The 24,227-nt window shown below is 60.6% G+C and carries 9 protein-coding genes and 1 rRNA gene (1 of these 10 running past the window's edge); 4 read left to right on the top strand and 6 right to left on the bottom strand.

Annotation, left to right across the window (positions count from 1 at the left end):
- Positions 1-46 precede the first annotated feature (46 nt).
- A 5S ribosomal RNA gene (gene rrf / locus AA098_RS26805) occupies positions 47-162 on the top strand.
- A gap of 66 nt (positions 163-228) precedes the next feature.
- Here rrf and AA098_RS26800 read toward each other — a convergent pair.
- The 4 genes from AA098_RS26800 to AA098_RS26785 form a co-directional block, all read right to left on the bottom strand.
- Complete coding sequence (locus AA098_RS26800; RefSeq protein WP_064615124.1) at positions 229-2,643, bottom strand: TonB-dependent siderophore receptor; 2,415 nt, start codon at positions 2,641-2,643, stop codon at positions 229-231.
- Positions 2,644-2,808: 165 nt separating this feature from the next.
- Positions 2,809-3,765, bottom strand: a complete 957-nt coding sequence (locus AA098_RS26795) for a FecR family protein (protein WP_080637304.1) — start codon at positions 3,763-3,765, stop codon at positions 2,809-2,811.
- A 4-nt stretch (positions 3,766-3,769) separates the two neighbouring features.
- On the bottom strand, positions 3,770-4,273 hold the full coding sequence (locus AA098_RS26790) for a sigma-70 family RNA polymerase sigma factor (RefSeq protein WP_003256011.1): 504 nt from the start codon (positions 4,271-4,273) through the stop codon (positions 3,770-3,772).
- A gap of 106 nt (positions 4,274-4,379) precedes the next feature.
- Positions 4,380-5,069 (bottom strand): GntR family transcriptional regulator, encoded by a 690-nt coding sequence (locus AA098_RS26785; RefSeq protein ID WP_003256010.1) that lies wholly within the window; start codon positions 5,067-5,069, stop codon positions 4,380-4,382.
- Positions 5,070-5,271: 202 nt separating this feature from the next.
- On the opposite strand from AA098_RS26785, the gene lapG reads away from it, so the two are divergent.
- Together lapG and lapD are read left to right on the top strand one after the other, a co-directional pair.
- The gene (lapG, locus tag AA098_RS26780) at positions 5,272-6,033 is read left to right on the top strand and encodes a cysteine protease LapG (RefSeq protein WP_011953175.1); all 762 of its coding nucleotides are present in this window, start codon (positions 5,272-5,274) and stop codon (positions 6,031-6,033) included.
- Positions 6,034-6,043: 10 nt separating this feature from the next.
- Positions 6,044-7,990 (top strand): cyclic di-GMP receptor LapD, encoded by a 1,947-nt coding sequence (gene lapD, locus AA098_RS26775; RefSeq protein WP_003256007.1) that lies wholly within the window; start codon positions 6,044-6,046, stop codon positions 7,988-7,990.
- A gap of 155 nt (positions 7,991-8,145) precedes the next feature.
- On the opposite strand, the gene AA098_RS26770 is transcribed toward lapD, so the two are convergent.
- Both AA098_RS26770 and AA098_RS26765 read right to left on the bottom strand, forming a co-directional pair.
- Positions 8,146-9,504, bottom strand: a complete 1,359-nt coding sequence (locus AA098_RS26770) for an HlyD family type I secretion periplasmic adaptor subunit (protein WP_014859068.1) — start codon at positions 9,502-9,504, stop codon at positions 8,146-8,148.
- A 7-nt stretch (positions 9,505-9,511) separates the two neighbouring features.
- The gene (locus AA098_RS26765) at positions 9,512-11,668 is read right to left on the bottom strand and encodes a type I secretion system permease/ATPase (RefSeq protein WP_003256004.1); all 2,157 of its coding nucleotides are present in this window, start codon (positions 11,666-11,668) and stop codon (positions 9,512-9,514) included.
- Positions 11,669-12,665: 997 nt separating this feature from the next.
- Between AA098_RS26765 and AA098_RS30005 the strand changes: the two genes are divergently transcribed.
- Positions 12,666-24,227 carry the 5' end (the start) of an immunoglobulin-like domain-containing protein gene (locus AA098_RS30005; RefSeq protein WP_064615123.1) on the top strand. It continues 17,226 nt past the right edge of the window, so the window shows 11,562 of its 28,788 coding nt (coding positions 1-11,562); its start codon is at positions 12,666-12,668; the stop codon falls past the right edge of the window.

Here is a 24,227-nt window from a genome sequence, read left to right as displayed (position 1 = left end):
AGAGATTCGCAGGCACGTCCTAAGGACGGGCCAGCACACAGAATTTCTTGACGACCATAGAGCATTGGAACCACCTGATCCCATCCCGAACTCAGCAGTGAAACGATGCATCGCCGATGGTAGTGTGGGGTTTCCCCATGTGAGAGTAGGTCATCGTCAAGATTCAAACCCAAAGCCCCTGTCTGCGATGCAGACAGGGGCTTTGTCTTTTTCGGGTTTCAATATCGGTTAGAACTGATAGCTGACTGTGGCGCTCACATTGCGCTCTTCACCCATGTAGCAGTAGTTCAGGCTGGCACATGAGGTGATGTAGCTTTCATTGGTAAGGTTGTTGGCGTTCAAGCGCACATCCACACCCGTCAGGCCGACCTTGCCCAGGTCATAGCCGATAGAGGCGTCGAACAGGGTGTAGGAAGGCACCTTCATGCTGTTTTCCGCATCGACCCAGCTGTACCCCACATATCGCACCCCACCGCCCAGCCGCAGGCCATCCAGTGCCCCCTGGCGGAAGATATAGTCGGCCCACAGCGAGAGCATCTGTTTCGGCGCCTGAGTCGGCGAATTACCCTTGTTGTCCACGTTGCCTGAGACAAGGCTCGGCATTGACTTCGAATACTCGATATCGGTGAAGGTATAGCCACTCAGCAGTTTGAGGCTGTCGGTCAGCTGTACATGGGCCTCAAGCTCCAGCCCTTGCGAGCGGACTTCACCGACAGGGCGATAGAAGTCTTCGTCAGGCTGTTTAGACGCCAAATTCTCCTGCTCGATGCGGAACACCGATGCGGTGAACAGGTTGTCGCTCCCTGGTGGCTGATATTTGATGCCGGCTTCCCACTGAGTGCCCTCCGTCGGTGCCAGCGGCCGGCCTTGCTGGTCGGACACGGTGTTCGGGTTGAACGACTCCGAGTAGCTGATGTAGGGCGCAATGCCGTTCTCGAACAGGTAGAGCACCCCTGCCCGGGAGGTGAACCTGTAGCGTTGATCACTGACCTTGCTGTCGCTGTCACGGTTCTCTTCGGACACCTTCACCCAGTCCTGGCGCAGCCCCAATGAAAAGCGCCACTGGTCCAGCTCCACCAGATCCTGCAGGTACACACCCGTTTGTTGCAAGCGCCGCTGGTAGCGGTTCTCGCCCAGTACCTGAAGATTGCCATTGCCGTACTGTGGATTGCCGGCATCCAGTGGGCCGACGGTGCCATAGCGCCATGCCACGTCGGCTTTGCGCCGCTGGTAGTCAGCCCCCAGTAGCAAGGTGTGTTTGGCCGCCCCGGTAAAGAATTCTGCCTGCAGCATGTTATCAATGATGTACGAATGCAGACGCTCGTCGCCGCCGGTATAGGCGCGATTTAACATGTTGCTGTCAACATCTGCCCAGCCGGCGGAGTACACCTGGTCCATCGACACGTCAGAATCCTGATAACGGAAGTTCTGCCGCGCTGTGAACACATCATTGAAGCGATGCTCAAACTGGTAGCTGAAGGATTGCTGCGTGCGCTCGTAGTTGTCGATGCTCGGCTCGCCTTCGAAGAAATGGTCTGACAGGCGCAAACCGTTGCGCTTGTGCAGCATGCCATCAGCAGGGTTACCGCCGTGGTACCCACCGTCAGGGTCGTGCTGCAAATAGGCCTGCAGCGTGAGTGAGGTGTCTTCGGTGAAGTCGACACTGATAGCAGGGGCGATGGCGTAACGTTCTTCCTTGTTGTGGTCGAACTGAGTGTCGGAAGCATCCGCCAAACCCGTCAGGCGATACGCAATGCGTTTGTCGTCATCCACAGGACCACTGAAGTCGAAGCCCACGCCACGCTGGCCCTGAGTACCTACCGTGGCCTGAACCTGATGGTAAGGGGCAAAGAGTGGCTTCTTGGTGGTCAGGGCTACCAGGCCACCCGGCGAGCTTCGCCCGTACAGTACCGAAGACGGTCCCTTGAGAATGTCGATGCGCTCAAGAAAGTATGGGTCTACCTGCATCGTGCTGTAGGTGCCGTTGTCGCCCATTGACTTGAGCCCATCGACGTAGATGTTGTCCACCGATCCGTCGTTGAAGCCGCGCATGGCTACATAGTCATAGCGATGAGTGGCACCGTAGGGGTTGGTCAGTACTCCTGGCGTGTAGCGCATGGCCTGGGCAACGGTCTGAGAGCCCTGATCGTCCATTTGTTGGCGAGTGACTACCGAGACCGATTGGGATGTCTCCACCAAGGGCATGCTGGTCTTGGTCGCCACCTGGCTGTGTGTGGCGTTGTAACCCTCCATGCTGCCCAGTGCGTTGCCGAGGGAGAAACTACGGATGTCGGTGTCTGGCAATGCCAGGGCGGCGTTCTGACGCTGTGCCTGCAGCACATAGTTACGTCCCCCCTGGCTGACGGCTTCCAGCCCGCTGCCATTTAGCGACTGGCGCAGCGCCTGATCGGTGGTGTACTGCCCCTGCAGTCCGTTGGAATGCAGGCCATCGGTCAGCTGAGGCGTGCTCGATAGGGTGATGCCGGCCTGACGAGCGATCTTGTTGAGCACATCGGTCAGTTGGCCAGCCGGTATTGCATAGTCATGGCTCACTTCGGCTGTGTCGGCCGCTACGGAAAGTTGCGGAGCAGTTGCCAGGCCCAGGGCGGTACCAAACAGAACAGCCCGGATGGCGTGGCGCAAGTGAGCTGATTGCAGGACTGGACGAATATCATTCGGGCTGAAAGTGTGGGTTAACACCGGGTTGGTAGGCATGAAGGGTCCGTTAAAGTGTCGAGGGCAGAAAGTGTTGCTTACTGTCCTAGCCGGACCTGGATTCAAAACCCGCCAGAAATCGATAACGCCTTATCAGGTCATGCTCTCTACATGCACCCACCAGCGTGTACGTCGACGAAGTCGTACGGGCAACGTCTGCGGTAGCAGCCGAAGCAGTTGTTCCGGGTCTTCGAGGCGGAACACCCCCGACAGGCGCAGGTCGGCAATCTCATTGCTGCAGCCCAGGTAACCATGGCGATAGCGGCTGACCTGCGCGAGGAAGTTGGAGAGGCGCATGTCCTGAGTGACGATCAACCCTTCAGTCCAGGCCATCGCATCCATCTCCATGTGCGCGAGCCGGTGCGCACCTTGAGCATCCAGGCGCCAGTTCTGGCCACCTTCGATCCACTGAAGTTGGCCAGTACCAGGCCGGTGTATCGCCACTTTGCCGTGGCTGACGCTGACACGTGTGCAGTCGCTATCCTGATAGGCCACAAAGCGTCCTTCGAAGCCTTCCAGCAGCGCGTCGCGGGTTTGTACCAGCAGGGGATGCCGGGGGTTGCAGTTGATCATCAATTCCCCATGCTTCAAGCGGACCAGACGCTGTTGATCATGGAAGGCCAGGTCCACGGCACTGCAGGTATTGAGTTGCATCAGTGAGCCATCGGGCAGGGTGAAGACGCGTCGCTCGCCCGTGCCGGTGGCATAGTCTGACGTCCAGGCACTCACAGTATCGAGGTCTTTGGCCAGCCAGCTCGCAGATCCTGCCATGACAACGCCGCCAAGCAGCTTCAGCGCCTGTCGGCGGCGCAGGCGCTGCTGGCTGGTTTCCAGTGTCTGCAATGCCAGCCCGGCACCGGGAATAGCGCGCAGGTCAAGGTCCTGATGAAGGTGAACCACACGCTGCCAGGCCTGTTCGTTTTCGTGGTGGCTGCTGCGCCAATGCGCGCACTGTTGTTGCAGAGCTGGATCGTGCCCGCTTTCACGCAGCCGCAGCATCCACTGAATGGCCTGCCTGACCGTTTTTGTATCAGGGCGTGCGACGGTCATGGATTCAGCAGTCGTCTTCATAGCGCAGCACGTAGCAGTGATAGAGCGCATCGGCGATGTAGCGCTCAACGGTGCGCACGGAGATCCCCATCTGTTCGGCGATGGCCTGATGCTTCAGCCCCTCGCATTGAGCCAGCAGGAATGCGCGACGGACCTTGGGTTTGAGGCCGTCGAGCATGCGTGCAATACGCTCAAGCAATTCCAGCAGCAGCTCGCGGGTCTCGACTGAGGGGGCCAGGGCTTCCGGCACATGGGCCAAAGCCTCCAGGTAGGCCCTGTGCAGTTCCTCGCGGCGCCAATGATCGATCACCAACCCACGCGCTACCGTGCGCAGGAAGGCCCTGGGAGCATTCAGCTGCAATTGCTCACGACGCTGTAGCAAGCGGACGAAGGTATCTTGGGCGAGGTCAGCCGCATCGGCTGCGTTGCCGAGCTTGCTACGCAGCCAGGTATGCAACCAGCCGTGGTGGTCACTGTAGAGCGTTTGCACGGAATCGTTGCTGGGCATGGAGGAGGGCGCCGGCATCAATGGACGTTAATGATAATTAGTCTCATTGTTGGCGGAGCAAGATTAATTTGCAACCCATCAATTACCGCGTAAAGCCGGTAATGGGCTAACGCCCCAATTGCGTATCCAGGTAATTGCGGATCACCCGCGCCCCGCCATTGAGGTGCCGTTCCAGCACCGCTACCGCTTCGTCCACCAGCTTGTCGCTGGCTGCGTCTACCAGTGCGTTGTGATCGTCCTGAGTGAGCTTGCCCAGGCCCATGGACGAAAGATGGAAACGCAGGAAGCGTTCTTCCTCGTTCAGTTCGTTCTCGATAAGGCGCAGTAGTTTCTTGTTCGGCGCCTTGCTGTACAGCGCCATGTGGAGCAGGCGGTTGAGGCGGCCAATTTCGGTGTGGCTGGTCTCGTTCTCCAGTTGCTGGATATACCCGCGGGCGCTGGCGATGTCGCTGGCATCAAGCAGCGGGATAGACTGGCGCAGCGCCTCGCTCTCGAGCAATACGCGAAGGGCATAGGTGTCCACTGCATCCTCGCCGATCAGCGGTGCAACGACGGCGCCCTTATGCATCTCCACCTTCAGCAGGGACTGCGCTTCGAGCTGGCGCAGGGCTTCGCGCACGGGCATGCGGCTAACGCCGTACAAGGTGGCGAGCTCTTGTTGGCGAACCGCAGTACCAGGGGGCAAGCGCCCATCGAGAATGGCGCTGCGCAGGCGTTCTTCGATCACGGCACGGGCCTGATGCGGCAACAACTGCTCGCTGGCCAGCACATTGCTCAATTTGATTTTCTTGGCCACGCGACGCCTGCCTCAACGATGACTATATTGGATCCAATGACACTAGTAACAGCTTGTGAGGGTGTCAAACCTGCACCCACACTGGTACGGGCGCCCCAAAAGCGCGGCTATGGTGGAGGAAGTCGCACGTCAAAGGAAGCTGCCTATAGAAGATGTAAGCAGAAAGTATAGGCGGGCTGACAGCCGGGTGCGTGATTGCAGGGTGCCATTGTCTTTTGCGGTGGCAAGCCCCACCATCGCTGCTTTCGACTGGTCTGAACAGGGCTTCGCAGTGGCGATATCCTGGTTGCTCAAAACCGTAGTGCGATATGTCGGCTTTGCCGCGCTGCTGGGCAGTCTTCTGCTGGGCGGCTTGCACGCGGATTGGGATTTCTCCCAGATCAGCCGCAAGTCGCAGGCTCTGTACGGCCCACTAGGTGCCGGGCAGGGGCGCATCGATGCCTGGCAGAGCCTGATGGCCACGCAGAAGCAGGGTACCGAGCTTGAACGGTTGCAAGTGGTCAACCGCTTCTTCAACCAGCAATTGCGTTATGTCGAGGATATCGATCTGTGGCATGAGGTCGACTACTGGGCCACACCTGTGCAGGCACTGATCAAAGGTGCAGGGGACTGCGAGGATTACGCCATCGCCAAATATTTCAGTCTACGGCGCATGGGAATCCCCAGCGAAAAACTGCGCATCACCTACGTCAAGGCGCTGCGGCAGAACCGGGCACACATGGTCCTGACCTATTATTCAAGCCCACAGGCCCAGCCTTTGGTGCTGGACAGTCTGATGGATGCCATCAAGCCGGCAAGCCAGCGTACCGACCTGCTGCCGGTGTACGCCTTCAATGGCGAGGGGTTGTGGCTGACGGGCGCCGCAGGGAACAAGAAGGTTGGTGATACCAAGCGGCTGTCACGCTGGCAGGATTTGTTGAAGAAAATGCAGGCCGAAGGGTTCCCGGCCGAGCCGGTTTACTGAAGGAGCACAGATGTCACTGTTCAAACAATTGCTGTTGGCCATTTGCCTGTTCCTGGTGGTCGCCTTCAGTGGCAGTTTCATGGTCAGCCTGGAAAGCTCGCGCAGCCAATACGTCAACCAGCTGCGCTCGCACGCCCAGGATGCGGCCACCGCGCTGGCGCTTTCGCTGACGCCGAATATCGACGACCCAGCGATGGTCGAGCTGATGGTCAGCTCGATTTTCGACAGTGGTTACTATGCAAGCATCAAGGTCGTCGACCTGGGTTCCAATGCCGTGCTGGTGGAGCGACACGCCGAGCCAGACCCTGGCGGTGTGCCGCTTTGGTTCGTGCGCCTGATCGGCCTTGAGGCCGCCGGCGGCGATGCAATCGTCAGTCGTGGCTGGCAGCAGGCCGCGCGCGTTGAAGTGATCAGCCACCCGATGTTCGCCATTGCCAAGCTTTGGCAAAGTGCCTTGGGCAGCCTGGGTTGGTTGCTGTTGTGCGGTGCGGCCAGTGCCGTGCTCGGTGCTTTGCTGTTGCGCCGCCAGTTGAGGCCGCTGGACTACATGGTCGAGCAATCCCACGCTATTGCTCGCCGCGAATTCCTCAGCCTGCCAGAGTTGCCACGCACGCCGGAGCTACGCCGCGTAGTGCAAGCGATGAACCAGATGGTCGAGAAACTCAAAGCCCTGTTCACCGAGCAGGCCGAGCGCAGTGAGCGGCTGCGTGCGGAGTCCTACCAGGACAGCCTGACCGGGCTGTCGAACCGCCGCTATTTTGAAATGCAGCTGAACAATCGGGTAAGCAACCTGGAAGACGCGCGCGCCGGCTACCTGCTGTTGCTGCGGGTTCAGGGCCTGGCTGGCCTGAACGCCCGCCTTGGCGGCCAGCGTACCGACCAGTTGCTGCAAGCGGTAGGTGAACAGCTGCGTCGTACTTGTGCCAGCTACCCGGAAACCAACGACCTCATTTCCCGCAGCCGCGGCGGTGAATTTGCAGTGCTGGCACCGGGCATGGTGCATGAGGAGGCCGTACACCTTGCCCAGGCCCTGGAGGCAACGTTGCAGAGCCTGCACGAAACGGGGGCCAGTGATATAGACCCGGTGGCTTGTATAGGCCTGGCACCATTCAGCCCTGGTGATTCACCACAGGCATTGCTGAAGCTCGCCGACGAGGCTCTGGCCCGCGCTGAGAACCAGCCAACGCCGGGCTGGGTATGCCTTGAGCAAGGTGTTGCTGCGGTTGCCGCAGATAGCCAGCATGCCTGGCACGAACGGCTCGACCAGGCGTTTATCAATGGGCATTTCGAGTTGTTCTTCCAGCCAGTGATGGAGTGCGCTTCCTCGCAACGGGTACTGCACCACAAAGTTATTTCGCGTTTGCGCGATGGCCAGGGCGAGGCCTTGCCGGCGGGCCGCTTCCTGCCTTGGCTGGAGCGCTTCGGCTGGATGCCGCGGCTGGATGTGCTGGTGCTGGAGAAAGTGTTGGCGCACCTGCGAGGGCATGACCAGGTGCTGGCGTTGAACCTGTCCGCCGCCACCCTGGCCGACCCCAAGGCCCTTCAACGCATTTTCGAGCTGCTGGGCCAGAATGCGGCGCTCGGCCCGCGGCTGGTTTTTGAAATTGGCGAGGAGCAGTTGCCTGAGCAGGCAGCATTGGAGCAACTCACCCGGCGCCTGCATGGGCTAGGTTTCGGGTTGGCTTTGCAACGCTTCGGTGGGCGCTTCAGCATGATTGGCAACCTGGCGCACTTGGGCCTGGCGTACCTGAAGATTGACGGCAGTTACATCCGCAACATCGATCATGAGCAGCACAAGCGGCTGTTCATCGAAGCGATCCAGCGTGCGGCGCATAGCATCGACCTGCCGCTGATTGCTGAGCGAGTCGAGACGGAAGGGGAGCGGTTGGTGTTGCTGGAGATGGGAGTAGGCGGGATTCAGGGGCAACTGGTGGGTGAGCCTGCGCCTTGGCGCTGAATGGCCTCTCTCGCGCCGCTGTAGGAACAGCCTAGAGCCGCAAAAGGGCCGCATAGCGGCCCCAGGTTCACGTAGCGATGTGCAGGGCTGCTTGTACAGCCCTGTCGCGACACGAGGCCGCTCCTACAGCAATGGCGAAACCAGCAGGTCGGCTATCACCGCTCGCGCAGCGCTTCCGAGCGCGCCTTCATGATCGGCTTGAGCAGGTAGCTCATGATGGTTTTCTTGCCTGTCATGATGTCCACCGTCGCCACCATCCCCGGAATGATCAGCAGTGGCTTCTCATCAGTCCCCAGGTGGCTGCGATCAGTGCGCAGCTTGATCAGGTAATACGTAGTCTTCTTGTCTTCATCGGTAATGGTGTCGGCGCCAATCTGCTCTAGCTTGGCCTTGAGCCCACCGTAGATGGTGTAGTCATACGCGGTGAACTTGACCGTCGCTTCCTGGCCAGGGTGCAGGAAGGCGATGTCTTTGGGCAGGATCTTTGCCTCGATGACCAGCGTGTCGTCCAGTGGCACGACTTCGATGATATCGCTGCCTGGCTGGATTACCCCGCCAATGGTGTTCACCAGCAGTTGCTTGACGATACCGCGTACTGGCGAAGTGACAAGTGTGCGGTGCACCCGGTCGTCCAGCGCCTTGCTGGTGGCGGTAGCCTTGTTCAGTTCGGTGCGTGCCTCGTTCAGCTGGGTCAGCGCTTCACTTCGGAACTTGCCACGCGTCTCTTCGATCTTGCTTTGCACCTCGCGGATGGCCGCCTCTGCGCGCGGGATCGCCAGCGCAGTGGAGTCCAGCTGACCGCGATTTTCCACTTCAGCACGGCGCAGGCGCAGCACTTCAACCTGGGAAATCGCGCCGGTTGCCACCAGCGGTTCGGACATACTGATTTCCTTGCGCAGCAGCTCAAGGCTGTTGGCGTACTGGGTGCGCTTGGAGCTGTATTCGCGCAGTTCCTGCTGGCGTTGGACCAACTGCTGTTGCAGGCCGCCAATTTCGTCCTGCAGTTGCTGGCGCCGGCTCTGGTACAGCGACTCCTCACTGGCCGCCTGGTTTGGCGCGGCTTTACGCAGCTTTTCGTCGATTATCAGCGGGCTGTCCTGTACCTCGGCACTCAAACGTTCGACCCGCAGGGCCATGGCCAGGCGGTCAGCCTCGGTTTCACCAACGTTGGAGGCGAAGCGGGTTTCATCCAGGCGCAGCAATGGCTGGCCCACTTCGACGATCTGCCCCTCCTTGGCGAAGATTTCGGCGACGATGCCGCCCTCCAGGTTCTGGATCTTCTGTACCTTGGAAGAGGGAATGGCCTTGCCTTCACCCCGCGTAACTTCGTCGATGGGCGCAACGCTGGCCCATACAATCAAGAACACGAAGAACAGGATCACGCCCCAGATGGTCAGCCGCACCACCCGCGGTGCATCTTCGATCAGGGCTTTGTTTACCTCGGGCAGCGGCTGGCCGCCAAGCGAGTCGCTGCCTTTGAAATAGCGCCGCAGGCCGTCCTTGAACTGCCCCATATCCAGCTTATGCAACACTGATCTGCCCCTTCTTCAGTGCATCCATGACCGCGGCTTTCGGGCCGTCGGCGACAATCTGCCCGCGATCGATCACGATCAGCCGGTCTACCAGCGACAGCAACGAGGCACGGTGCGTGACCAGCAGTACCGTCTTGCCCTCCACCACCGCTTGCAGGCGCTGCTTGAGGCGTTCTTCACCGGTGTTGTCCATGGCGCTGGTCGGCTCGTCCAGCAGCAGGATCTGCGGGTTGAGCAGCAGCGCACGGCCCAAGGCGACGTTCTGCCGCTGGCCGCCGGACAGGTTCTGCCCGCGTTCACCCACTTGCAGCTCGTAGCCGTCGGGGTGCAGCCGGGCGAATTCATGTACGCCCGCCAGTTCAGCGGCCTGCAGGATCAATTCGTCCTCGATGTAGCGGGCGCCGCTGACCAGGTTGTCACGCAAGGTGCCGGCCAACAGCTGGATGTCCTGTGGGACGTAGCCGATGTTGTGGCGCAGTTCGCTGACATCGATCTGGCGAATGTCGACGCCATCGACCAGCAGCGAGCCACCATCGGCCTCGTACAGGCCGACAATGAGCTTAGCCAGCGAGCTCTTGCCCGAGCCGCTGCGACCGATGATGCCGACCTTCTCGCCAGGGCGGATGGTCAGGTTGATATTCTTCAGGGCCAGGTTCTGCTGGTTCGGATAAGTGAAGTCGACACCGCGGAACTCGACGCTGCCCTGTAGCACCTTGCGGCTCAGCGGGCGCTCTTCGAAGTTGCGCTCTTGGGGTAGATCCATCATGTGGTCGGTGGAGACCATGGTCACCTTGGCTTGCTGGTACCGGGCGAGCAGGCCGTTGAGTTGGCCCAACGGGCCGAGGGCGCGGCCGCTGAGCATGTAGCAAGCCACCAGCCCGCCCATGCTCAGGTTGCCGTCGATGATCAGGTACACGCCGACGCAGATCATTGCCACGCCTGCCAGTTGCTGGATCAGCAGGGTGATGTTCATCGCCAGGCTCGACAGCACTTTCACGCGCAGTTCCAGCCGGCTCAGGGTGCCGAGGGTTTGCTCCCACATATACTGGCGTTCGCTTTCGGCGTTGTTGACCTTTACCGCATCCAGACCCGCCAGGGTTTCGATCAGGCTGGACTGGCGCTCTGATGCCAAAGCCATGGTCCGCTCCATGGTCGCCATCAGTGGCCGCTGCAGGGCGTAGCCGATGCCCAGAGCCAGCGGGAAAGCGATGATCGGTATCCACACCAGGTGCCCGCCAATGATGGCGATGACGATCAAAATCAGGATGGTAAAGGGCAGGTCGATCAGGCTGGTCAGGGTCAGCGAGGCGAGGAAGTCGCGCAGGCCCTGGAACTCGTGAATGTTCTGGGCAAAGCTGCCGACCCGCGCCGGCCGGTACTTCATCGACATGCCGACGATACGTTCAAACAGCGTTGCCGAGATGATCAGGTCGGTCTTCTTGCCTGCCAGGTCCAGGCACAGGCCGCGAAGGCCTTTGAGGATCAGGTCGAAGATGTACGCGCCGGCGATACCGATGGCCAGTACCCAGAGCGTCGAGGTGGCCTGGTTTGGCACCACCCGGTCATACACGTTCATCACGAACAGCGGCGCGGCCAAGGCGATCAGGTTGATCACCAGGCTGGCGGCGATAGCGTCGATATACAACCACTTGCTGCGCAGCAGGGTGTCGCGGAACCACGACTTCGCGCGTGGGATGAGGTTGCCGTGGTTGACATCGAACTTGTGCTGCGGCTGCGCGAAGAACACGCGGCCGCTGTAGTCGCTTAGCAGTGCTTCGCGGCTGACGTGCACCTCGCCACCGTCGCTCTCGCTGAGTAGCAGGCGCGCGGTGTCATCGTTCTCCCAGCCGAGCAGGACGGCGCTGCGGCCCTCCTTGAGCAGCAGCATGGCCGGCATGGCGATACTTGGGATCTGCTCCAGCTTTCGCTGAAGCAGGCGCCCCTGCAGGCCTGCCCGGGCTGCAGCGCGGGGCAGCAGTTCAGGGCTCAGGCGCTGCGCGGGTAGTGGTAGGCCTGTTGTCAGCATGACCCGGCTGGCGGGCTTCTGGTGCAGGACACACAGGCTCAGCAGACTATCCAGCAGGGGATCGTCATGCTGACTGCGTGGATCGTGGCTGAGTTGGACTCGACTGACTTCGGATTCCACGCGGCGCTCTCTTCATCCTTGTGGTGGGTGGGGTGGGTGTGCCGTCGTTAAGGTCGGGTCGGCTCACCCTGGCTCTCTATTGGTACGGCAAAGCTGTGCTGATTAGGGTTATCACGCCCCGGTGCTTGAGCAGCTGGCCAATGTTCGCCTTGAATCGGTGTTGAGTAAACAATTCTACGTGCTTCATTTTCACCAGACTTAGCGGGGCAATGATTGTTTCATTTTTGATCCAGCCATCATCCGGCTTGTTGCAGCATAGCCTGCCACTCAGCCAAGGGAAGCAAGGGCTGTGGGTTCCAGCTTAGTCATTGTCAGTAAACAGGCGCTGGTTTGTTGGCGCATATCCGTGGCTTGTTAGTCAAAATTCATCTATAGAAAGCAGATCCTTTGCTTTCTTGCATTCAATATTCGCAAGCGATTTCCCATGATAGGGAGGCCAGTATTTGCGCACTCGTACGCCATGTCTTTGATTTGCGACAAATCGCTGCTTGTGGCTTGCGCAGCGTTGAAAGCCTGGTGTGCCTCGAGCGAGCAAGCGCTCCCGGGTCATGCTGGTTATCGACCTCTGCCTGGCCGCATTCCGGCAAGGTTTGTGCTTATTCGGCAATCAGTGTCCGGGCATTTGACAGTGATCTGGATATTGACGCCAGTAATGCTGACATTGCCGAAGGAGGACAGTCTCGCCGCATGATTTACGGGTGTTGAGGTGTATGAAAAAGTGCTGGAGCTGACGGCTTAACACCCTTTAGATGATGTAAGACATTTGTCCTAAGGAAACGCTTGGCTAAGGTACAAATATCAATGTGACATTACATTGCCGATTGTTTAGGATGGCATGTATAAGGTCAATAGTTTGGCAGTTAGGCAATTCCAAAAAGTTATAGACGGAATATTGACGTCAAAAATCGTCAAGAGATCATCGACATAGTTCCGCCTGAAGTGGCTAGCAAGCGCCGCTCTGGCAGGGAAGTACCCATCGGGTCACACGGAGAGTCCAATGAGCAGCGTTGTAGCCATCGTCAAAAGCATTGTCGGCCAGGTTATTGCGGTATCCCCAGAGGGCATCCGGCGTGTACTTATCGAAGGTGACCGCCTGTTGACCGGTGAGGAAGTGCTCACCGGTCCTGGTGGCGCAGTTACTCTGGAGCTGGCTGATGGCCGTACGCTCGATCTGGGCCGTGACAGCCAATGGAGCGCCGATGCGCCTGACAGCAGCACCGACCTGAGCCAGGCGGCAGCCCAGGCCGCGCCTTCGGTGGAAGAGCTGCAGCAGGCTATTGCTGCTGGTGTTGACCCGACTACTGAGCTTGAAGCTACCGCCGCTGGCCCGTCATCAGCGGGTGGTGGTGCGCTGGGCGGTGGCCACAGCTTCGTGATGCTCGAAGAAACGGCTGGCCGTGTTGACCCGACGGTTGGTTTCCCGACTGACGGGCTGGGCTTTGCGGGCGTACTCGATAACGAAGAAGTGGGCCTGCTGGACACTAACGGCAACAACCTGGTGACCACACCTACGGATACCAACGTTGCTACTGAGCTGACGCTTGGCGCAACCCCTTCTATCAGTGAAGCGGGTGGCGTAATCGTTTATACCGCCACCGTTGGTCAGGCGCCGACCACCAACCTGGTAATTACGCTGTCCAACGGTGCCGTGATCGTTATTCCGGCTGGGCAGACCAGTGGTAGTGTCAACGTCGTAGTTCCGGCAAACGACACGCCCTACATCGACGGGGGCCAGATTTCGGCGACCGTGACCGGCAGTTCCGGGGGTGGCGGGCTGACGGTGACATTGCCGCAAACGCCAGCGGTTACCCAAGTGACCGATACAATCGACACCACCACTGCAACCCTGACGGCGAGCCCGTCGGTCACCGAAGGCGGCGTGATCACCTACACCGTGACCCTGAGCAACCCTGCCCAGACGCCGGTGACCGTGACCCTGTCCAACGGTCAGACCATTACCGTTGAAGCCGGTAAAACCCAGGGCAGCATTGATTTCCAGACCCCGGCGAATGACGTCTACAACAACGGTTCGACCGTCAGTGTCACCATCGAGAACGCCACGGGCGGCAACTTCGAGCAGCTGACCCCGAACCCGACGCCGGCTCAGACCACGATCACCGACTCGGTCGACACCACCACCGCGACCCTGACGGCGAGCCCGTCGGTCACCGAAGGCGGCGTGATCACCTACACCGTGACCCTGAGCAACCCTGCCCAGACGCCGGTGACCGTGACCCTGTCCAACGGTCAGACCATTACCGTTGAAGCCGGTAAAACCCAGGGCAGCATTGATTTCCAGACCCCGGCGAATGACGTCTACAACAACGGTTCGACCGTCAGTGTCACCATCGAGAACGCCACGGGCGGCAACTTCGAGCAGCTGACCCCGAACCCGACGCCGGCTCAGACCACGATCACCGACTCGGTCGACACCACCACCGCGACCCTGACGGCGAGCCCGTCGGTCACCGAAGGCGGCGTGATCACCTACACCGTGACCCTGAGCAACCCTGCCCAGACGCCGGTAACCGTGACCCTGTCCAACGGCCAGGTCATCACCGTTGAAGCCGGCAAAACCCAGGGCAGCGTTGATTTCCAGACCCCGGCCAATGACGTCTACAACAACGGTTCGACCGTCAGCGTCACCATCGAGAACGCCACGGGCGGTAATTTCGAGCAACTGACCCCGAACCCGACGCCAGCTCAGACCACGATCAACGACTCGGTCGATACCACCACTGCAACCCTGACCGCCTCGCCAAGCGTGACCGAAGGCGGCGTGATCACCTACACCGTGACCCTGAGCAATCCTGCCCAGACGCCGGTGACCGTGACCCTGTCCAACGGCCAAACCATTACCGTTGAAGCCGGCAAAACCCAGGGCAGCGTCGATTTCCAGACCCCGGCCAATGACGTCTACAACAACGGTTCGACCGTCAGCGTCACCATCGAGAACGCCACGGGCGGCAACTTCGAGCAACTGACCCCGAACCCGACGCCAGCTCAGACCACGATCAACGACTCGGTCGACACCACCACTGCAACCCTGACCGCCTCGCCAAGCGTGACCGAAGGCGGCGTGATCACTTACACCGTGACCCTGAGCAACCCTGCCCAGACGCCGGTAACCGTGACCCTGTCCAACGGCCAGGTCATCACCGTTGAAGCCGGCAAAACCCAGGGCAGCGTTGATTTCCAGACCCCGGCCAATGACGTCTACAACAACGGTTCGACCGTCAGCGTCACCATCGAGAACGCCACGGGCGGTAATTTCGAGCAACTGACCCCGAACCCGACGCCAGCTCAGACCACGATCAACGACTCGGTCGACACCACCACTGCAACCCTGACCGCCTCGCCAAGCGTGACCGAAGGCGGCGTGATCACTTACACCGTGACCCTGAGCAACCCTGCTCAGACGCCGGTAACCGTGACCCTGTCCAACGGCCAGGTCATCACCGTTGAAGCCGGCAAAACCCAGGGCAGCGTCGATTTCCAGACCCCGGCCAATGACGTCTACAACAACGGCTCGACCGTCAGCGTCACCATCGAGAACGCCACGGGTGGCAACTTCGAGCAACTGACCCCGAACCCGACGCCGGCTCAGACCACGATCAACGACTCGGTCGATACCACCACTGCAACCCTGACCGCCTCGCCAAGCGTGACCGAAGGCGGCGTGATCACCTACACCGTGACCCTGAGCAATCCTGCCCAGACGCCGGTGACCGTGACCCTGTCCAACGGCCAAACCATCACCGTTGAGGCCGGCAAAACCCAGGGCAGCGTTGATTTCCAGACCCCGGCCAATGACGTCTACAACAACGGCTCGACCGTCAGCGTCACCATCGAGAACGCCACGGGTGGCAACTTCGAGCAACTGACCCCGAACCCGACCCCTGCCTCGACTGTCATCAATGACAGCATCGATGCCGTCACCGTAAGCATTGTCAGCAATGGAAATGTGACCGAAGACCAGCAACCTTCCTTTACTGTGAAAGTTAGCCAGGCGCTGGACCGTCCGTTGACCGTAACCCTGTCGAACGGCGACACCGTGACGATCGAAGCCGGTAAGACCGAAGTCGAGTACAAGACCTCGGTTCAAGGCGATGACGTCTATCTTGATGCAGGCTCCATCACGCTCAGTGTTACCGACGCTACAGTTCCGGGTGCCACCTTCGAGAAGCTGGCCTTGGGTGGCCCGGCTACCGTTGAGATCTCGGACACTATCAGTGAAGTGGTGGCCAAACTGACCGCCACCCCTTCGGTGACCGAAGGCGGCGAGATCACCTACACCATCACCCTGACCAACAAAGACGGTCTGCCGATCAACAACCACTCGGAGCTGTACTTCAAGCTGACCGACGGCACCACCGTCGTCGTGGCAGCGAACAGCACCACCGGTTCGGCCACTGCAACCGCCCCGGACAACGTCTATGTCGGCACCAACGCGCCGGTGGTCAATGCCATCGACGCGGTCAGCGGCGCAGATGCGTGGAAGTTCGAAAACCTGAACCTGGACAAGACCCCGGTCAGCACCGAGGTCACCGACGAGCCAGGCACCCCAGGCAGCGAAGGCGACATCGTCAAGGTCACCATCACGGCTGACCAGACTTCGGTGGCCGAGAACGTCAAACCGACGTTCACCGTACACATCAACACCGCCCTGGCTCACGACCTGGTCGTGACCCTGAGCAACAACGCTCAGGTCACCATCAAGGCCGGTGAGACCAGCGCGCCGTACACCCACGACGCGCAAGGCGATGACGTCTACAACGATGCGGGCCAGATCAGCCTGGGCCTCAACTCGGCGGTGGACGCCACCGGCGCTGCGTTCGAGAACCTTGAGTTGGGCGGTGCTGCTTCGGTTCAAGTGACCGACACCCTCGACGAAGTCGTGGCCAAGCTGACTGCCAGCCCTTCGGTGACCGAGGGCGGCGAGATCACCTACACCATCACCCTGACCAACAAAGACGGTCTGCCGATCAACAACCACTCGGAGCTGTACTTCAAGCTGACCGACGGCACCACTGTCGTCGTGGCAGCCAACAGCACCACCGGTTCGGCCACTGCAACCGCCCCGGACAACGTCTATGTCGGCACCAACGCGCCGGTGGTCAATGCCATCGACGCGGTCAGCGGCGCAGATGCGTGGAAGTTCGAAAACCTGAACCTGGACAAGACCCCGGTCAGCACCGAGGTCACCGACGAGCCAGGCACCCCAGGCAGCGAAGGCGACATCGTCAAGGTCACCATCACGGCTGACCAGACTTCGGTGGCCGAGAACGTCAAACCGACGTTCACCGTACACATCAACACCGCCCTGGCTCACGACCTGGTCGTGACCCTGAGCAACAACGCTCAGGTCACCATCAAGGCCGGTGAGACCAGCGCGCCGTACACCCACGACGCGCAAGGCGATGACGTCTACAACGATGCGGGCCAGATCAGCCTGGGCATCAACTCGGCGGTGGACGCCACCGGCGCTGCGTTCGAGAACCTTGAGTTGGGCGGTGCTGCTTCGGTTCAAGTGACCGACACCCTCGACGAAGTCGTGGCCAAGCTGACTGCCAGCCCTTCGGTGACCGAGGGCGGCGAGATCACCTACACCATCACCCTGACCAACAAAGACGGTCTGCCGATCAACAACCACTCGGAGCTGTACTTCAAGCTGACCGACGGCACCACTGTCGTCGTGGCAGCCAACAGCACCACCGGTTCGGCCACTGCAACCGCCCCGGACAACGTCTATGTCGGCACCAACGCGCCGGTGGTCAATGCCATCGACGCGGTCAGCGGCGCAGATGCGTGGAAGTTCGAAAACCTGAACCTGGACAAGACCCCGGTCAGCACCGAGGTGACCGACGAGCCAGGTACCCCAGGCAACGAAGGCGACATCGTCAAGGTCACCATCACGGCCGACCAGACTTCGGTGGCCGAGAACGTCAAACCGACCTTCACCGTACACATCAACACCGCCCTGGCCCACGACCTGGTCGTGACCCTGAGCAACAACGCTCAGGTCATCATCAAGGCCGGTGAGACCAGCGCGCCGTACACTCACGACGCGCAGGGCGATGACGTCTATCAGGACGCTGGCCAGATCAGCCTGGGCATCAACTCGGCGGTGGACGCCACCGGCGCTGCGTTCGAAAACCTCGAGTTGGGCGGTGCCGCGAAAGTGGATGTCACCGACACCCTCGACGAAGTGGTGGCCAAGCTGACTGCGACCCCTTCGGTGACCGAAGGCGGCGAGATCACCTACACCATCACGCTGACCAACAAAGACGGTCTGCCGATCAACAACCACTCGGAGCTGTACTTCAAGCTGACCGACGGCACCACTGTCGTCGTGGCAGCCAACAGCACCACCGGTTCGGCCACTGCAACCGCCCCGGACAACGTCTATGTCGGCACCAACGCGCCGGTGGTCAATGCCATCGACGCGGTCAGCGGCGCAGATGCGTGGAAGTTCGAAAACCTGAACCTGGACAAGACCCCGGTCAGCACCGAGGTCACCGACGAGCCAGGCACCCCAGGTAACGAAGGCGACATCGTCAAGGTCACCATCACGGCTGACCAGACCTCGGTAGCCGAGAACGTCAAACCGACGTTCACCGTACACATCAACACCGCCTTGGCTCACGACCTGGTCGTGACCCTGAGCAACAATGCCCAGGTCACCATCAAGGCTGGCGAGACCAGCGCGCCGTACACCCACGATGCGCAAGGCGATGACGTCTATCAGGATGCGGGCCAGATCAGCCTGGGCATCAACTCGGCGGTGGACGCCACCGGCGCTGCGTTCGAAAACCTCGAGTTGGGCGGTGCCGCGAAAGTGGATGTCACCGACACCCTCGACGAAGTGGTGGCCAAGCTGACTGCGACCCCTTCGGTGACCGAAGGCGGCGAGATCACCTACACCATCACGCTGACCAACAAAGACGGTCTGCCGATCAACAACCACTCGGAGCTGTACTTCAAGCTGACCGACGGCACCACCGTCGTCGTGGCAGCCAACAGCACCACCGGTTCGGCCACTGCAACCGCCCCAGACAACGTCTATGTCGGCACTAACCAGCCGGTGGTCAATGCCATCGAGGCGGTCAGCGGCGCAGATGCGTGGAAGTTTGAAAACCTGAACCTGGACAAGACCCCCGTCAGCACCGAGGTCACCGACGAGCCAGGCACCCCAGGTAACGAAGGCGACATCGTCAAGGTCACCATCACGGCTGACCAGACCTCGGTAGCCGAGAACGTCAAACCGACGTTCACCGTACACATCAACACCGCCTTGGCTCACGACCTGGTCGTGACCCTGAGCAACAATGCCCAGGTCACCATCAAGGCTGGCGAGACCAGCGCGCCGTACACCCACGATGCGCAAGGCGATGACGTCTATCAGGATGCGGGCCAGATCAGCTTGGGCATCAACTCGGCAGTAGACGCCACTGGCGCTGCGTTCGAAAACCTCGAGTTGGGCGGTGCCGCGAAAGTGGATGTCACCGACACCCTCGACGAAGTGGTGGCCAAGCTGACTGCCACTCCGTCGGTGACCGAAGGCGGCGAGATCACCTACACCATCACGCTGACCAACAAAGACGGTCTGCCGATCAACAACCACTCGGAGCTGTACTTCAAGCTGACCGACGGCACCACCGTCGTCGTGGCAGCGAACAGCACCACCGGTTCGGCCACTGCAACCGCCCCGGACAATGTCTATGTCGGCACTAACGCGCCGGTGGTCAATGCCATCGACGCGGTCAGCGGTGCAGATGCGTGGAAGTTCGAAAACCTGAACCTGGACAAGACCCCGGTCAGCACCGAGGTCACCGACGAGCCAGGCACCCCAGGCAGCGAAGGCGACATCGTCAAGGTCACCATCACGGCTGACCAGACTTCGGTGGCCGAGAACGTCAAACCGACGTTCACCGTACACATCAACACCGCCCTGGCTCACGACCTGGTCGTGACCCTGAGCAACAATGCCCAGGTCACCATCAAGGCTGGCGAGACCAGCGCGCCGTACACCCACGATGCGCAAGGCGATGACGTCTATCAGGATGCGGGCCAGATCAGCTTGGGCATCAACTCGGCAGTAGACGCCACTGGCGCTGCGTTCGAAAACCTCGAGTTGGGCGGTGCCGCGAAAGTGGATGTCACCGACACCCTCGACGAAGTGGTGGCCAAGCTGACTGCCACTCCGTCGGTGACCGAAGGCGGCGAGATCACCTACACCATCACGCTGACCAACAAAGACGGTCTGCCGATCAACAACCACTCGGAGCTGTACTTCAAGCTGGCCGACGGCACCACCGTCGTCGTGGCAGCCAACAGCACCACCGGTTCGGCCACTGCAACCGCCCCGGACAATGTCTATGTCGGCACTAACGCGCCGGTGGTCAATGCCATCGACGCGGTCAGCGGTGCAGATGCGTGGAAGTTCGAAAACCTGAACCTGGACAAGACCCCGGTCAGCACCGAGGTCACCGACGAGCCAGGCACCCCAGGCAGCGAAGGCGACATCGTCAAGGTCACCATCACGGCTGACCAGACTTCGGTGGCCGAGAACGTCAAGCCGACCTTCACCGTGCACATCAACACCGCCCTGGCTCACGACCTGGTCGTGACCCTGAGCAACAACGCTCAGGTCACCATCAAGGCCGGCGAAACCAGCGCGCCGTACACCCACGCTGCGCAGGGTGATGACGTTTACAACGACGCTGGCCAGATCAGCCTGGGCATCACCTCGGCGGTGGACGCCACTGGTGCGACCTTCGAGAACCTTGAGTTGGGCGGTGCTGCTTCGGTTCAAGTCACCGACACCCTCGACGAAGTGGTGGCCAAGCTGACCGCGACCCCGTCGGTCACTGAAGGCGGCGAGATCACCTACACCATCACGCTGACCAACAAAGACGGTCTGCCGATCAACAACCACTCGGAGCTGTACTTCAAGCTGACCGACGGCACCACCGTCGTCGTGGCAGCGAACAGCACCACCGGTTCGGCCACTGCAGCCGCCCCGGACAACGTCTATGTCGGCACCAACGCGCCGGTGGTCAATGCCATCGACGCGGTCAGCGGCGCAGATGCGTGGAAGTTCGAAAACCTGAACCTGGACAAGACCCCGGTCAGCACCGAGGTCACCGACGAGCCAGGCACCCCAGGCAACGAAGGCGACATCGTCAAGGTCACCATCACGGCTGACCAGACCTCGGTAGCCGAGAACGTCAAACCGACGTTCACCGTACACATCAACACCGCCTTGGCTCACGACCTGGTCGTGACCCTGAGCAACAACGCTCAGGTCACCATCAAGGCCGGTGAGATCAGCGCGCCGTACACCCACGACGCGCAAGGCGATGACGTCTACAACGATGCGGGCCAGATCAGCCTGGGCATCAACTCGGCGGTGGACGCCACCGGCGCTGCGTTCGAGAACCTTGAGTTGGGCGGTGCTGCTTCGGTTCAAGTGACCGACACCCTCGACGAAGTCGTGGCCAAGCTGACTGCCAGCCCTTCGGTGACCGAGGGCGGCGAGATCACCTACACCATCACCCTGACCAACAAAGACGGTCTGCCGATCAACAACCACTCGGAGCTGTACTTCAAGCTGACCGACGGCACCACCGTCGTCGTGGCAGCGAACAGCACCACCGGTTCGGCCACTGCAACCGCCCCGGACAACGTCTATGTCGGCACCAACGCGCCGGTGGTCAATGCCATCGACGCGGTCAGCGGCGCAGATGCGTGGAAGTTCGAAAACCTGAACCTGGACAAGACCCCAGTCAGCACCGAGGTCACCGACGAGCCAGGTACCCCAGGCAGCGAAGGCGACATCGTCAAGGTCACCATCACGGCTGACCAGACTTCGGTGGCCGAGAACGTCAAACCGACGTTCACCGTACACATCAACACCGCCTTGGCTCACGACCTGGTCGTGACCCTGAGCAACAACGCCCAGGTCACCATCAAGGCTGGCGAAACCAGCGCGCCGTACACCCACGATGCGCAAGGCGATGACGTCTACAACGACGCTGGCCAGATCAGCCTGGGCATCACGTCTGCTGTGGATGTAGACGGTCGCACCTTCGAAAACCTGGAGCTGGGCGGTGCCGCGAAGGTGGATGTCACCGACACCACCGACGAAGTCGTGGCCAAGCTGACCGCGACCCCTTCGGTCACCGAAGGCGGCGAGATCACTTACACCATCACGCTGACCAACAAAGACGGCTTGCCGATCAACAACCACAGTGCATTGACCTTTACGCTGAGCGACGGCAAAACCGTCATCACCGTGCCGGCCAACGGCACCGTGGGTACTGCCACCGTGACTGCCCCGGACAACGTCTACGTTGGCACCAACGACCCTGTGATCAAATCGATCGCAACCGTTGAAGGCGCAGATGTCGGCAAGTTCGAGCAACTGACCCTCGACAAAACCCCGGTCAGCACGTCGGTTACCGACGAGCCAGGTACGCCGGGCAACGAAGGCGACCTGGTCAAGGTCACTATTACTGCTGACCAGACCTCGGTGGCCGAGAACGTCAAACCGACCTTCACCGTGCACGTCAACCAGCCGCTGGCCCACGACCTGGTCGTGACCCTGAGCAACAATGCCCAGGTCACCATCAAGGCCGGCGAGACCAGCGCGCCGTACACCCACGCTGCGCAGGGTGATGACGTCTACAACGATGCTGGCCAGATCAGTCTGGGTATCACGTCCGCTGTGGATGTAGACGGTCGCACCTTCGAAAACCTGGAGCTGGGCGGTGCCGCGAAGGTGGATGTCACCGACACCACCGACGAAGTGGTGGCCAAGCTGACCGCCACCCCTTCGGTCACCGAAGGCGGCGAGATCACCTACACCATCACCCTGACCAACAAAGACGGCCTGCCGATCAACAACCACAGTGCATTGACCTTCACGCTGAGCGACGGCAAAACCGTCATCACCGTGCCGGCTAATGGCACCGTGGGCACTGCCACCGTGACTGCCCCGGACAACGTCTACGTCGGTACCAACGACCCTGTCGTGATGTCGATCGCAACCGTTGAAGGTGCGGATGTCGGCAAGTTCGAGCAACTGACCCTCGACAAAACCCCGGTCAGCACGTCGGTTACCGACGAGCCAGGTACCCCAGGCAGCGAAGGCGACCTGGTCAAGGTCACTATTACTGCTGACCAGACCTCGGTGGCTGAGAACGTCAAACCGACCTTCACCGTACACATCAACACCGCCCTGGCTCACGACCTGGTCGTGACCCTGAGCAACAATGCCCAGGTCACCATCAAGGCCGGCGAAACTAGCGCGCCATACACCCACGCTGCGCAAGGCGATGACGTCTACAACGACGCTGGCCAGATCAGCCTGGGCATCACGTCTGCTGTGGATGTAGACGGTCGCACCTTCGAGAACCTGCAACTGGGCGGCAACGCTTCGGTTCAAGTGACCGACACCACCGACGAAGTGGTGGCCAAGCTGACCGCGACGCCTTCGGTCACCGAAGGCGGCGAGATCACCTACACCATCACGCTGACCAACAAAGATGGTCTGCCGATCAACAACCACAGTGCATTGACCTTCACGCTGAGCGACGGCAAAACCGTCATCACCGTGCCGGCCAACGGCACCGTGGGCACTGCCACCGTCACTGCCCCGGACAACGTCTACGTCGGCACCAACGACCCTGTCGTGATGTCGATCGCAACCGTTGGAGGCGCGGATGTCGGTAAGTTCGAACAGCTGACGCTGGACAAGACCCCGGTCAGCACGTCGGTCACCGACGAGCCAGGCACCCCAGGCAACGAAGGCGATCTGGTCAAGGTCACCATCACCGCCGACCAGACCTCGGTAGCTGAGAACGTCAAGCCGACCTTCACCGTGCACATCAACACCGCCCTGGCTCACGACCTGGTCGTGACCCTGAGCAACAACGCTCAGGTCACCATCAAGGCCGGCGAAACCAGCGCGCCGTACACCCACGCTGCGCAGGGTGATGACGTTTACAACGACGCTGGCCAGATCAGCCTGGGCATCACCTCGGCGGTGGACGCCACTGGTGCGACCTTCGAGAACCTCGAGTTGGGCGGTGCGGCTTCGGTTCAAGTGACCGACACCACTGACGAAGTGGTGGCCAAGCTGACTGCTACCCCGTCGGTGACCGAAGGCGGCGAGATCACCTACACCATTACCCTGACCAACAAAGACGGCCTGCCGATCAACAACCACAGTGCATTGACCTTCACGCTGAGCGACGGCAAAACCGTCATCACCGTGCCGGCCAACGGTACCGTGGGTACTGCTACCGTGACTGCCCCGGACAACGTCTACGTTGGCACCAACGACCCTGTGATCAAATCGATCGCAACCGTTGAAGGTGCGGATGTCGGCAAGTTCGAGCAACTGACCCTCGACAAGACGCCGGTCAGCACTACCGTCACCGACGAGCCTGGTACCCCAGGCAACCCGGGCGGCAGCAACGAAGGCGACCTGGTCAAGGTCACCATCACGGCTGACCAGACCTCGGTGGCCGAGAACGTCAAGCCGACCTTCACC

The sequence above is a fragment of the Pseudomonas sp. JY-Q genome (genome assembly GCF_001655295.1).
Lineage (GTDB): Bacteria > Pseudomonadota > Gammaproteobacteria > Pseudomonadales > Pseudomonadaceae > Aquipseudomonas > Aquipseudomonas alloputida.
Note: the sequence above shows the minus strand (reverse complement) of the source record. Positions and strands in the feature narration are given on the sequence as shown.

What these genes read in the sequence shown, in the direction of transcription:
- AA098_RS26795 (WP_080637304.1), bottom strand. Translation starts at nt 3,765, where the DNA reads ATGACCGTCGCACGCCCTGATACAAAAACGGTCAGGCAGGCCATTCAG.
- AA098_RS26790 (WP_003256011.1), bottom strand. Translation starts at nt 4,273, where the DNA reads ATGCCCAGCAACGATTCCGTGCAAACGCTCTACAGTGACCACCACGGC.
- lapD (WP_003256007.1), top strand. Translation starts at nt 6,044, where the DNA reads ATGTCACTGTTCAAACAATTGCTGTTGGCCATTTGCCTGTTCCTGGTG.
- AA098_RS26770 (WP_014859068.1), bottom strand. Translation starts at nt 9,504, where the DNA reads ATGGGGCAGTTCAAGGACGGCCTGCGGCGCTATTTCAAAGGCAGCGAC.